At 65.6% G+C, this 11951-nt stretch carries 14 protein-coding genes; 5 read left to right on the top strand and 9 right to left on the bottom strand.

Annotation, left to right across the window (positions count from 1 at the left end):
- Positions 1-65: 65 nt before the first annotated feature.
- Positions 66-800 (bottom strand): SDR family NAD(P)-dependent oxidoreductase, encoded by a 735-nt coding sequence (locus tag A6723_RS01000; protein WP_024765199.1) that lies wholly within the window; start codon positions 798-800, stop codon positions 66-68.
- 314 nt (positions 801-1114) lie between these two features.
- On the opposite strand from A6723_RS01000, the gene A6723_RS00995 reads away from it, so the two are divergent.
- The 3 genes from A6723_RS00995 (at position 1115) to A6723_RS00985 (ending at position 4637) form a co-directional block, all read left to right on the top strand.
- The gene (locus A6723_RS00995; RefSeq protein ID WP_045209894.1) at positions 1115-2143 is read left to right on the top strand and encodes an ABC transporter substrate-binding protein; all 1029 of its coding nucleotides are present in this window, start codon (positions 1115-1117) and stop codon (positions 2141-2143) included.
- Positions 2144-2241: 98 nt separating this feature from the next.
- Positions 2242-3318, top strand: a complete 1077-nt coding sequence (locus tag A6723_RS00990) for a phosphotransferase (protein ID WP_054908808.1) — start codon at positions 2242-2244, stop codon at positions 3316-3318.
- The gene (locus tag A6723_RS00985; RefSeq protein WP_054908809.1) at positions 3315-4637 is read left to right on the top strand and encodes an aspartate aminotransferase family protein; all 1323 of its coding nucleotides are present in this window, start codon (positions 3315-3317) and stop codon (positions 4635-4637) included. Before A6723_RS00990 ends, A6723_RS00985 begins: the two co-directional genes overlap by 4 nt.
- 76 nt (positions 4638-4713) lie before the next feature.
- Here A6723_RS00985 and A6723_RS00980 read toward each other — a convergent pair whose 3' ends face one another.
- The 3 genes from A6723_RS00980 to A6723_RS00970 all read right to left on the bottom strand — a co-directional run bounded on the left by A6723_RS00980 (position 4714) and on the right by A6723_RS00970 (position 6705).
- Positions 4714-5175 carry a hypothetical protein gene (locus A6723_RS00980; protein WP_054908810.1) on the bottom strand — a complete coding sequence of 154 codons (462 nt, stop codon included), beginning with the start codon at positions 5173-5175 and terminating at the stop codon, positions 4714-4716.
- A gap of 15 nt (positions 5176-5190) precedes the next feature.
- A complete protein-coding gene (locus A6723_RS00975; protein ID WP_054908811.1) occupies positions 5191-5652 on the bottom strand; it encodes a glycine zipper 2TM domain-containing protein in 462 nt (153 codons plus the stop codon).
- 123 nt (positions 5653-5775) lie between these two features.
- Entirely contained in the window at positions 5776-6705 is a 930-nt protein-coding gene (locus tag A6723_RS00970; RefSeq protein ID WP_054908812.1) for a LysR family transcriptional regulator, read from the bottom strand.
- 97 nt (positions 6706-6802) lie between these two features.
- On the opposite strand from A6723_RS00970, the gene A6723_RS00965 reads away from it, so the two are divergent.
- On the top strand, positions 6803-7402 hold the full coding sequence (locus A6723_RS00965; protein WP_054908813.1) for a short chain dehydrogenase: 600 nt from the start codon (positions 6803-6805) through the stop codon (positions 7400-7402).
- Between the two features lie 233 nt (positions 7403-7635).
- Here the strand turns inward: A6723_RS00965 and A6723_RS00960 are convergent, their stop codons facing one another.
- The gene (locus tag A6723_RS00960) at positions 7636-8034 is read right to left on the bottom strand and encodes a DUF488 domain-containing protein (RefSeq protein ID WP_054908814.1); all 399 of its coding nucleotides are present in this window, start codon (positions 8032-8034) and stop codon (positions 7636-7638) included.
- A gap of 87 nt (positions 8035-8121) precedes the next feature.
- Between A6723_RS00960 and A6723_RS00955 the strand changes: the two genes are divergently transcribed.
- Complete coding sequence (locus A6723_RS00955; RefSeq protein WP_054908815.1) at positions 8122-8790, top strand: COG3650 family protein; 669 nt, start codon at positions 8122-8124, stop codon at positions 8788-8790.
- 111 nt (positions 8791-8901) lie between these two features.
- Here A6723_RS00955 and A6723_RS00950 read toward each other — a convergent pair whose 3' ends face one another.
- Genes A6723_RS00950 through A6723_RS00935 form a run of 4 tightly spaced genes read right to left on the bottom strand, consistent with a single transcriptional unit; the run spans position 8902 to position 11919 of the window.
- On the bottom strand, positions 8902-9153 hold the full coding sequence (locus tag A6723_RS00950) for a hypothetical protein (protein ID WP_054908816.1): 252 nt from the start codon (positions 9151-9153) through the stop codon (positions 8902-8904).
- Positions 9154-9167: 14 nt separating this feature from the next.
- Positions 9168-9857, bottom strand: a complete 690-nt coding sequence (locus tag A6723_RS00945; RefSeq protein ID WP_054908817.1) for an aspartate/glutamate racemase family protein — start codon at positions 9855-9857, stop codon at positions 9168-9170.
- 17 nt (positions 9858-9874) lie between these two features.
- A complete protein-coding gene (locus tag A6723_RS00940; RefSeq protein ID WP_054908818.1) occupies positions 9875-10975 on the bottom strand; it encodes a PLP-dependent cysteine synthase family protein in 1101 nt (366 codons plus the stop codon).
- 38 nt (positions 10976-11013) lie between these two features.
- Positions 11014-11919 carry a DMT family transporter gene (locus A6723_RS00935; protein WP_054908819.1) on the bottom strand — a complete coding sequence of 302 codons (906 nt, stop codon included), beginning with the start codon at positions 11917-11919 and terminating at the stop codon, positions 11014-11016.
- Positions 11920-11951 lie beyond the last annotated feature (32 nt).

Here is an 11951-nt window from a genome sequence, read left to right as displayed (position 1 = left end):
TCATCACGTGGTGCGGAATTCGGGCGCGAATGATGGTCGCTGATCGCGCCGAATGCCAGCCGGTTTCACACATGCTGCCCGCCGTTGACGTGGATTTCCGCGCCATTCACGTAGGACGCGCCGCTGGTGCAGAGAAAATGGATGAGCGAAGCAACTTCCTCCGGCTTACCCAGGCGATGCATCGGAATATCGCGCTCGACGATCAGCTCGGTGCCCGAAGACAGGATGGCCGTGTCGATTTCCCCCGGCGCGATGGCGTTCACTCGCACGCCGTGCGGGCCGAAGTCATGGGCCATCTCGCGGGTCAGCGCGGCCAGCGCGGCTTTCGAGCAGGCATAGGCCGCACCAGCGAAGGGATGCACGCGCGAACCGGCGATGGAGGTGACGTTGATCACCGAGCCCTTGGCTGCCTTCAGTTCGTCGAACAGGCCACGCGCCAGCAGCGCAGTGGAGAACAGGTTGACGTTGAACACCTTCAGCCAGGTGGCGTAGTCGCTGCCCAGCACGCCCAGGCGTTCGCCCTCCGGGCCCTTGGGCGAGATGCCGGCGTTGTTCACCAGGGCGTGCAGCGAGCCGCCGAGCTTCTCGCGGATCATCGGCAGGCTGGCCTGCACGCTGTCGATGTCCTCCAGATCCAGGTGGATGTGGTTGATCAAGCCTTCGGCCCAGGGGCACTCGGCGCTCCAGTCCTGGCGCGAGGCAGTGAACACGCGCCAGCCGGCAGCGTTGAAGTGCTTCACCGTGGCATGGCCGATGCCTCGGCTGGCGCCGGTGAGAAGCAGGGTTCTGGTCTGGTTCATGGTGCAGGCATCCCCTTCATTTGAGTGCGCGCGAGTGGTGAACATCCTTGAAGCACTGGCGCCAATAAAAACATGATGCATCATGTTTTGGAAGATGTTTTAATCGGTCTCAGCTTGGTCCTACAACGAGCTATCCGAACAACAACAAGAAACGGAGCAACTTCCCATGATCGACCGCACCTGTTCCGCCCGTTCCTCTCCCTGATGTCCGAGGGCAACGCCAGCCGGCCTTCCAGCTTGGTCCGGCGCGTCGCCCCACTCTTGAAGCTGCCCTCTTATTCATGGGCCGGATTGGCCCGCTCAGGAGTCATCGCATGTTCAAGAAAGCCATAGCACTGATGATGTTGGCCGGCGGCGCCGCCCAGCTCCACGCCGAGACACTGACCGTGGTGTCGTTCGGTGGCGACAACAAGGTGGCCCAGGAAAAGGCCTTCTACAAACCCTTCGAGCAGCAGGCCAAGGTCACTGTGCAGGGCGCCGAGTACAACGGCGAGATGGCCAAGATCAAGGTCATGGCCGACACCGGCAAGACCAGCTGGGACGTGGTCGAGGTGGAATCCCCGGAACTGATGCGCGGTTGCAGCGAGGGGCTGTTCGAGCAGCTCGACTGGAGCAAGCTCGGCAAGCAGGCCGACTTCCTCGACGCCGCCGTGAGCGACTGCGGCGTGGGCATCTTCATCTGGTCCACGGTGCTCACCTATGACGCCAAGAAACTCGCCAGCGCCCCCACCGGCTGGGCCGACTTCTGGGACGTGAAGAAATACCCGGGCAAGCGCGGCCTGCGCCGTGGCGCCAAGTTCACCCTGGAATTCGCCCTGGAAGCCGACGGCGTGAAACAGGCCGACCTGTACAAGGTACTGGCCACCAAGGAGGGCGTGGACCGTGCGTTCAAGAAGCTCGACGAGATCAAGCCCTACATCCAGTGGTGGGAAGCCGGTGCGCAGCCGCTGCAATGGCTGGCCGCCGGCGATGTGGTGATGACTTCGGCCTACAACGGCCGCGTCGCCACCGCGCAGAAGGAAGGCCGCGACTTCGCCATCCAGTGGAACGGCAGCATCTACGACCTGGACCACTGGGCCATCGTCAAGGGCAGCCCGAAGAAGGAGCTGGCCGAGCAGTTCATCGCCCTGGCCAACAAGCCTGAGCACCAGAAGGTCTTCGCCGAGAACATTCCCTACGGCCCGACCAACAAGAACACCATCCCGCTGATCGACGCCGCCATCGCGCCGAAACTCCCCACCGCGCCGCAGAACCTGGAGAACGCGCGCGCCATGGACACCGAGTTCTGGATCGACCACGGCGAGGAACTGGAAACCCGCTTCAACGCCTGGGCTAGCAAGTAAGTGGATGGCGTCCGCCCGGCCCCGCGCCGGGCGGGCGCGCCACCTCGCCCGGCCGCTGCAATACCGAACGACCGCTGAACCCTGCTGGAGATGTACCCGTGCCCCTCAATACCGCTCCCGTCCACGATCACCTGCTGGAAGCGGCCCCCGCCCAGGTGAGCGACGCCCAGGCCGCTGCCATCGCCGACGAATACTTCGGCCAGCGCGGCACGCTGCACCGCCTCGCCGGCGAACGCGACCTGAACTTCCACATCGCCCACGGCGATGGCGACGACCGCCTGCTGAAGCTCTCGCACCCGCTGGAGGACCCGCAGGTCGTGGACTTCCAGACTCGCGCCCTGCTGCGCGTGGAGGCCCTCGACCCGACCCTGGCAGTGCAGCGCGTCTATCCCTCGCTCAACGGCGACCACCAGATTTCCATCCGCGTCGACGGCCAGCCGATGATTGCCCGGCTGTTCTCCTTCGTCGACGGCGTGCCCCTGCACCGCGTCCCGCAACGCAGCCGCGCCCTGCGCGAGAACCTGGGCGACGACCTGGCGCGCCTGGGCCTGGCGCTGAAGGACTTCGAACACCCCGCCACCGCCGACCACGAACTGCTCTGGGACCTCAAGCACGCCTCGCGCCTGCGCAACCTGCTGGTCTATATTCAGGATCGAGAACAGCGCGCCCTGGTCGAGCGCTTCCTCGACAACTTCGAGCGCCACGCCCTGCCCCGCCAGTCCACGCTGCGCGCCCAGGTCATCCACAACGACCTGAACCCGCACAACGTCATCGTCGATGCCGAGCATCCGGACCGGGTGCGCAACATTCTCGATTTCGGCGACATGGTCCACGCGCCGCTGATCAACGACCTCGGCGTCGCCGCCGCCTACCAGGTGGGCGAGCCGGACGCGCCGCTGGCCACCGCCTGCGAGATGATCGCCGCCTACCATCGCCGCTGCCCGCTGCTGGCCGAGGAACAGGAAATCCTCGCCGACCTGATTGCCACGCGCCTGATCATGACCCTGAGCATCACCGCCTGGCGCGCCAGCCTGCACCCCGAGAACCGCGACTACATCCTGCGCAACACCCGCCACGCCTGGCAGGCCGTGCAAGGCCTGGCCCGCCTGAGCCGGGAACAGGCGCAGGAGCAGATCTTCGCCGCCTGCGCCACACAAGAGGAGCCCCGCCCATGACCATGCCCAACGGATTCAGTGCCGCCGATGCCGAGCGCCTGAGCGAACAGGAGCGCCGCCTGATCGAGCGCCGCGCGCGCCTGCTCGGGCCGGCCTACCGCCTGTTCTACGAGCGCCCGCTGCACACCGTACGCGGCGAGGGCGTGTGGCTCTACGACAACCAGGGCAACCGCTACCTCGACGCCTACAACAACGTCGCCTCCATCGGCCACTGCCATCCGCGCGTGGTGCAAGCCATCGCCAGCCAGGCGGCGGTGCTCAACACTCATACCCGCTACCTGCAGGAAGGCATCCTCGACTACGCGGAGGACCTGCTCGCCACCTTCCCGGAGGGCCTGGACCAGGTGATGTTCACCTGCACCGGCAGCGAGGCAAACGACCTCGCCCTGCGTATCGCTCGCCAGTACACCGGCGGCACCGGGGTGATCATCACCCGCTTCGCCTACCACGGCGTCACCGGGACCATTTCCGAACTCTCGCCGTCCCTCGGCGCCGGCATCACCCTGCCCGCCCACGCCCGCACCGTGCGCGCGCCCGATGCTTACCGACTGGGCGCAGAGAACGTCGGCAAACTCTTCGCCGACGATGTGCGCGCCGCCATCGCCGACCTGCGCGCCCATGGCATCAAGCCCGCCGCGCTACTACTCGATGGCATCTTCGCCAGCGACGGCGTGCTGGCCGATCCGGCCGGATTCCTTGCCGAAGCCGTGAAAGTCGCCCAGGACGAAGGCCTGCTTTATATCGCCGACGAAGTGCAGAGCGGCTTCGCCCGCACCGGCGACGCCATGTGGGGCTTCCAACGCCACGGCGTGCAGCCGGACCTGGTCACCCTTGGCAAACCCATGGGCAACGGCCAGCCCATCGCCGGCGTCGTGGTGCGCCCGGAAATCCTCGAAAGCTTCGGCCGCGAGGTGCGCTACTTCAACACCTTCGGCGGCAACCCGGTGTCCTGCGCGGCGGCCCAGGCGGTACTCGACGTGATCCGCGACGAACAGCTTCAGGAGCGTTCGCAGCGCATCGGCGCCCTCATGCTCCAGGGCATCCGCCAGCTCGCCGAGCGCCATGAACTGATCGGCGACGTGCGCGGCGCAGGGCTTTTCCTCGGCGTCGAGCTGGTCACCGATCGCACCGCAAAAAACCCGGCTGCCAACCAGACCCGCCAGGTGGTCAATGCCATGCGCGAGCGCGGCGTGCTGATCAGTGCGGCCGGTCCCATGGAGAACATCCTGAAGATCCGTCCGCTGCTGGCCTTCGAGCAGGAACATGCGGAGCTGTTCATCGACTGCCTGGACAAGGCGCTGAAGGACGTCACTCTCTGACCTCCCCTGCAAACAAAAACGGCGCGGGCCACAGTGATTTTGCACTGCGGCCCGCGCCGTTTGGCTTCAGGAAAACTTAGAAGCGCACGCCCACATTGACCATCGCAGCCGAGCCTCCCAGCACCACGAACTCGGCGCCCACCGGCCCCAGGTGCGCACCCACCGACGGGATGATCGCAGGCGCCACGCCATAGCGGTTCAGCGGAATCTTGTCGCGGTATTCGCCGCGATACCCCTGCAGCGCGCCGCCGGTGACCTTGGCGTAGAACGGCGTGCCTTCCCAGTCGAAGCGCTTGCCGGCGTAGACATAATTGGAACGCTGGCTGAAGGAGTTCTTGAAGGTCGCGCCGCCCCAGACCACACCGTCAGCGCGGTTGCGTTCCAGGCCGATCAGCTCCTGATGGTTGTTGTGCTCCGGGTCGTTGGTCCAGTGGGTCGTGTAGACGCTGGTCTGCAGGTACCAGAAGCCTCCGTCCTCATCGGCCATGGCAGTGCCAGAGCCAACGATCAGCAGCAGAGCGGTCAACAGGCGGCGCATGGTGGGGTCTCCAGGTCAGAGGGTCACTCGGCTGGCGCCGTTGACGGACATGATGCGAACGCGATCGCCAACGCGGAACTGTTGCGAATCGACCGCCTGTACATAGGCGCGGGTGCCGCCGTCATCCTCGCGGACCACGATTTCCACGCCCTGTGTGCGGGTGATGCCCTCTTCCACTGCCGAGCCCGCCGCGCCGCCGGCCACGCCGCCGAGGATGGTGGTGATGGCCTTGCCGCGGCCTCCACCGATGGAGTTGCCGGCGATACCGCCGACCGCCGCACCGGCGAGGGTGCCGATGGGCGTCTTGGTGCCTTCGATCTGCACCGGGCGCAAGGACTCGATGGTGCCCATGCGCACGTTCTGCACAGCGCGGGCGTCAGCGCGGGAGTAAGAAGAACCCGAGAGGTCGGAAGCGCAGCCGCTCAGCAGAGCGGCGCTGGAGAACAGGGCAGTCAGCAGCAGGGTGGAGCGGTTCATGGTGGTCACCTTGGAAGGGGCTGGAAGAATAGGGCAAAGCCTACGAGGCCATGCCTGAACTCCCCCTGAACCCTTTCTGAACCATCACTGAACAAAGCTGAACGAACGTGAATGAATTGCCTGTCAGCCCTCCAGGGCGACCAACTGCCGACGGCTATGCTCGAACCAGCGCAGCAGGTAGTCCGCCAGCAACTGCGTGCGGCGTGGCAGGCGCCCCTGATACGGATGGATGAGAAACACTGGCTGGGTGCGTGTCTGGTAATCACGGAGCAGCCAGACGAGCCTGCCTTCAGCCAACTCCTGTTGAATCATGTAGGACGGCAATCGGCTGATGCCGGCGCCAGCCAGCGCGGCTTTCTTCAGCAGTGTGTAGTGGTTGCTCGCCAGCACACCGCTGACCGCAACGCGGAACAGTTCGTGGCGGCGCTGGTAAAGCCAGACATCGCTGTCCTGGTAGTGGGTGTTCTGCAGGCAGGAGTGGGCTGACAGGTCCGCCGGCGCCCGCGGCGCACCGTGCTCGGCAAGGTAGCCGGGCGTAGCGCAGGTCAGTTCCTGCAAGGCAAACAGGGGTTTGGCGACGAAGCGGTCATCCACCTCCAGGCTGCCGGAGCGGATCGCCAGGTCAAAGCCGTCTGCCACCAGGTCACGGCGCGCGTTGGACAAATCCAGCTCCAGGCGAATGTCCGGGTATTGGTGGGAAAACTCCATCAGCCAGGCATCGAAGAAGGTCTCGCCCAGGGATACCGGCACGCTCAACCGGACCTTGCCCTGCGCCTCCTCCTGCAACGCCAGCACCGCCTGCCGCGCCCGCGCCGCCTGGGCGTTGAGCGCCTGGGCCTCTGGCAGCAATGCGGCGCCGGCGGCAGTCAGCGACAGACGTCTGGTGGTGCGGTGCACCAAGGTTGCGCCCAGCGCCTGTTCCAGCGCGGAAATACGCTTGGACAACTGCCCCTTGCTGCAACCGAGCTTCTCCGCGGCGCGGGTGAAACTGCCGCACTCCAGCAGCACGGCGAAGGCGGAAAGGTCTTCCAGATCGCTGGCGATTGTTTCCATATGAAAACCAAAGGTTGTCGATTGACTGGATTATCAAAACAGAGGGTCACTCTAGACTGAATTCACTTTCAGCCAAACCACTCAGTGGAGAGTCTTCATGAAAATCATCCTGATCGGCGCCAGCGGCACCCTCGGCCAGGCCGTCGCCAACGAACTGGCCCCGCGCCACGAGATCATCCGCGTCGGCCGCAACAGCGGTGACTTCCGCGTGGACATCACCGACAGCGCGTCGATCCGCGCGCTTTTCGAGCAGGTCGGCAACTTCGATGCGCTGATCAGCGCTGCCGGCAAGGTGCACTTCGGTGCGTTGTCGGAAATGGGCGAAGCAGAAATGGCAGTCGGCCTGAAGGACAAGCTGATGGGCCAGGTGAACCTGGTGCTGATCGGCAGCCAGTACGCCAACGACGGCGCGTCCTTCACCCTCACCACCGGCATCCTCAGCGAACAGCCCATCGTGCTGGGCAGCTCGGCCAGCCTGGTCAACGGCGCGGTGGAAGGTTTCGTGCGCAGCGCCGCCCTGGAACTGCCGCGCGGCCAGCGGATCAACGCGGTGAGCCCGAACGTGCTGGTGGAATCGATGGAGGGCTACGCGCCGTTCTTCCGCGGCTTCAAGCCGGTACCTGCCGCCGATGCCGCCCTGGGCTTCGCCCGCAGCGTGGAAGGCAAGCAGAGCGGGCAGGTGTACAAGATCTGGTAACCGCCCTGCACGACTCGCGAGCAACTTCGTAGGGCGGATAACCTGGAACAGGTTATACGCCGTAAACACCGGAGGCGGATAACGCTGGCGCGTTATGCGCCCTACGCAGCTGATGCTTCTGCGTCAGCCGTTTGTCCTGGTTCGCGAGCAAGGACTGGGCGTCCCCCTCGGTCCTACAGAGAAGCAGCGCGCCACGCGGGACTTGTAGGAGCGAGCTTGCTCGCGAACCGCCTCTATTCGGTCTTCCCGGCATAGCAGACCGGGGAACTGCCCTCGCCCTGCTTCGCCAACTCGTCCTCGAGAAACTCCGCCAGCACACGGGCGTTGTTGTGCTCCTCGTCCTTGGCCGCATAGAGCAGCGTCAGCGTGCCCTTGCGCGCGAGGTCCAGCAGCCCCATCCAGTGCTCCGGGTGGGCGTTCAGTTCGCCGTGGTAGGCCTTGCGGAATTCTTCGAACAGGCTCGGGTCGTGGTGGAAGCGCTGGCGCAGTTCGTTGGACGGCGACGCCTCCTTGGCCCAGTACTCCATGTACAGGTCTTCCTTGCGAATTCCCCGTGGCCAGAGCCGGTCTACCAGCACCCTCAGGCCGTCGTCCTGGGTCGCCGGTTCGTAAGCGCGCTTGCAGCGGATCATCCGAAATTCTCCTCGCCGTTGGGCATTACCCTTGAGGTGGCCGGCTTCGCTGGGTAACGTGGGCGCACTTTCGAGGGAGCCCGTTCCATGCGATCCAGCCGTTTCATTCTGTTCAGCCTGCTACCCCTGTTCGCTGCCTGCCAGGTATGGACGCCGAACAAGACCGATCTTAACGCCTCCACCCGCCTGCAGGGCGAACTGAGCCGCCTGGACGGCAAGCTGGTGTTCCGCAGCTGCACCGAGCAGCGCCGTTTCAGCATCGAGGACACCGGCAACACCGGCCTGCCCCGCGACGCACTGGAGATGTTCAACGACGGCGCCACCTCGCTGTACGCCGACCTGCGCGGCAGCTTCAGCGGCAGCAGCGCCCAGGGCACCGACGGCAAGCTGGAAGTGGCCAAGGTCTATCGTTTGCAGAACGAGGGCTCGGGCTGCGACGACCCGAACTTCAAGCGCGCGGTGGTCCGTGCCCACGGCAACGAGCCGGGCTGGAGCGTGCTGGTCAACAGCCAGGGCATGCTGATCGAGCAGCCGGGCAAGGAATCGCTGGCGCTGCCGTACATCGCCGAGGGCGTGCCCGACGGTAGCACCAGTTATTCCAGCGAGGCCAACGGCGAGAAGGTCGAGTTGTGGGTGGCTCCGGCACGCTGCCAGGACAGCATGAGCGGCGCCCTGAGCAACCTCTCCGCTGAGCTGCGCCTGGACAACAAGGTCATGCGCGGCTGCGCCTATCCGGGCGGCTCCAGCGGCGATTGATCGACCCGCACAAGTTTTTCAGACAACGTAGGAGCGGACCCCGTCCGCGATAGGTTCGAATCGCGCCTGAGCCCATCGCGGACGAAGTCCGCTCCTACGCACATGACTGCTTCAAACGAGCAGCCCGGCCGCCACCAACCTTGCCTTGAGCACAGCGAACTCCTCGGCGTACTCCCAATAAGCCAGCCGACCCTCGCTGGCGGTCACCAGCACGTACTTCTCGCTGATCGACTGGATGCGCTCGACGCGCACCAGCTTCTCGACGAAGTCCGGGTCCGACACGTGCTCGATCACCTCGCGGTTCTGCTCGTCGTAACCATGCATGATGAACGCCGCGCGTACTTTCAGGCTGATGAAGCTCATGCTGTTCGTCCTCGTCAAAGGGCGGCATCGGCCGCCTGCAGGGCATGGAGCGCAGTGGTGTCGAACAGCGGCACCGAGGCGTCCGCCGGGCCGACCAGCAGGGAAATCTCCGTGCAACCGAGGATCACCGCCTCGGCGCCCTGCTCCACCAGCGCGGCGATGATGCGCCGGTAGGCTTCCCGCGACTCGTCGCGAATCTGCCCCAGGCAAAGCTCCTCGTAGATGATCCGGTGCACGACCTGGCGATCAGCCTCGTCCGGTGTCAGTACCTTCAGCCCGAACCTCTCCGCCAGGCGATCCTTGTAGAACGCCTGCTCCATGGTAAAGCGCGTGCCCAGCAGGCCGACCGTGGACACACCCGCCGCGCGGATCGCCTCGGCGGTCGGGTCGGCGATATGCAGCAGCGGGATATCCACTGCCGCCTCGATGGCCGGCGCTACCTTATGCATGGTGTTGGTACAGAGCACCAGGAAGTCCGCGCCAGCCGCCTTCAGCGAGCGCGCGGCGTCAGCCAGCAGGCGGCCGGCGGCCTCCCAGTCGCCGGCGTGCTGCAGGCGCTCGATTTCGTGGAAGTCCACGCTGTACAAGGCGATCTTCGCCGAGTGCAGGCCGCCGAGTTTTTCCTTGATGCGCTCGTTGATCTGCCGGTAGTAGGGAATGGTCGACTCCCAGCTCATGCCGCCGATCAGGCCAATGGTTTTCATGCATCCCTCCACAGGGTTCAGTCCAGCCCGATACAGGGCAGATCGCCGGGCAGCGCCGTGCCGTGCTCGGCGCACTGGCGCACCGCCTCGATCAGCGGATCGAGGTCGAAGCCCTGGGAAATCAGCCACAGCGGGTTGTAGTAAGTCGTTTCATAGCGCTCGCCGCTGTCGCAGAGGATCGCCACCACCGAGCCGCTCTCGCGCCGCGCCACCATCTGCCGCGCCACCAGCAGCGCGCCAACCAGGTTGGTGCCGCTGGAGCCGCCGACATGCCGCCCCAGGCGCTGCGCCAGATAGTGCATGGCGGCCAGCGAAAGGTCGTCCGGCACCTTGCAGCAGGCGTCGAGTACGTTGGGCAGGAAGGACGCTTCCACGCGCGGGCGGCCGATGCCTTCGATGCGCGAACCATAGCTCAGGGTCAGGTCACGGTCGCCGGTGCGGTAGGAATCGAAGAACACCGAGCGTTCGGCGTCGGCGCAGAGCACACGGGTGTCATGCCGGCGGTAGCGCGCAAAGCGCCCCAGCGTGGCCAGGGTGCCGCCGGTGCCGGGGCTGGAGACCAGCCAGGCCGGCTCGGGGAAACGCTCGTGGCGCATCTGCTGGAAGATCGATTCGGCGATGTTGTTGTTCGCCCGCCAGTCGGTGGCGCGCTCGGCGTAGGTGAACTGGTCCATGAAGTGGCCGCCGGTTTCCTTCGCCAGGCGTTCGGACTCGGCGTATATCTGCGTCGGGTCGTCCACCAGGTGCGACTGGCCACCGTAGAAGGCGATCTGCGCGATCTTCTCCTTCGAGGTGCTGGCCGGTACCACGGCGATGAAGGGCACGCCGAGCAGCCGGGCGAAATACGCCTCGGAGATGGCCGTGGAGCCGCTGGACGCCTCGATCACCGGAGCGCCGGGCCGCAACCAGCCGTTGCACAGCGCGTAGAGGAACAGCGAGCGCGCCAGCCGGTGCTTGAGGCTGCCGGTGGGGTGGCTGGACTCGTCCTTGAAATACAGGTCCACGCCCGGCAGGCCGGGCATGTCCAGTGGGATCAGGTGGGTATCGGCGCTGCGTTGGAAATCCGCTTCGATGATGCGGATCGCCTCGCGAGTCCAGTTGCGTTCCTGGGCAGCCATCGTGTCGTTCTCCTGGCAGTGCAAGCAATTCAGTGAGTTCAGTCCAGCACACCGGCGGGCGACGTGGGCGGCGCACTGCGCCACTGGCTGAGGGCGACACCGGCAAACACCAGCCCGGCGGCCAGCGCCTGCTGGCCGCTGAGCACCTCGCCCAGCAGCAGCGCGGCGAAGATCAGGGTGAACACCGGGATCAGGTTGATGAAGCCGGTCGCCTGGCTCGCCGGCAGGCGGCTGACGCCGAAGTTGTACAGTCCATAGGCGCCGACGGTGACCACGCTGCCCAGGTAGACCAGCTCGAACCAGCCAGTCGGGCCGGGCGCCGCCGGCAGCCCGGAGGTTGCCAGCGCCAGCGGCAGGAAGAACACCGAGCCGATGAACGCCTGCATCGCGGTCAGGATGAAGGGCGAATAGCGCGCCGACAGGTGCTTGAGCAGCAGGGTGTAGCCGGTGGCGCAAAGCATTGCCAGCAGCTCGTAGAAGTTGCCCAGCAGCGGATTGGGTGCATGGCTGTCCGGCTCGCTGGCCAGGGTCAGCCAGAGCGAGCCGAGCACCGCCAGGGCAAAACCCAGCCAGGTGTTGCGGGCGATCCGTTCATGCAGCAGGAAAAACGCGCCAACCGCCACCAGCAGAGGCAGCAGTGCGGTGATCATCCCGGCCTGCGCGGCGCTGGTCTGCTGCAGCGCCAGGGACTCGAAGATGAAGTAAAGGCACGGCTCGCAGGCAGCCAGGGCGAGCAGCCACCTCCAGTCACCGGGTCGGTAGTCGATGCGCCCACGCCAGCGCCAGGCGGCGAGGAAGATCAGGCTGCCCAGTGCCATCCGGGCGAAGATCACCCACATGGCGGGCATTTCCTGGAAGGCGAATTTCAGCGCGATGAAGGAACTGCCCCAGAGCGCCATGGCCAGCACCAGGCACGCGAGGGCGAACGGCCGGGATTGCTGCACGGGACGCTCCAGTCAAAAGGTCCCCGGAGTAT

Origin of the sequence: Pseudomonas sp. AU11447 (genome assembly GCF_001672555.2) — a bacterium.
Classification (GTDB): Bacteria; Pseudomonadota; Gammaproteobacteria; order Pseudomonadales; family Pseudomonadaceae; genus Pseudomonas; species Pseudomonas nitroreducens.
The sequence above is the reverse complement of the archived record's forward strand: the minus strand, read 5'-3'. Positions and strand labels throughout refer to the sequence as shown.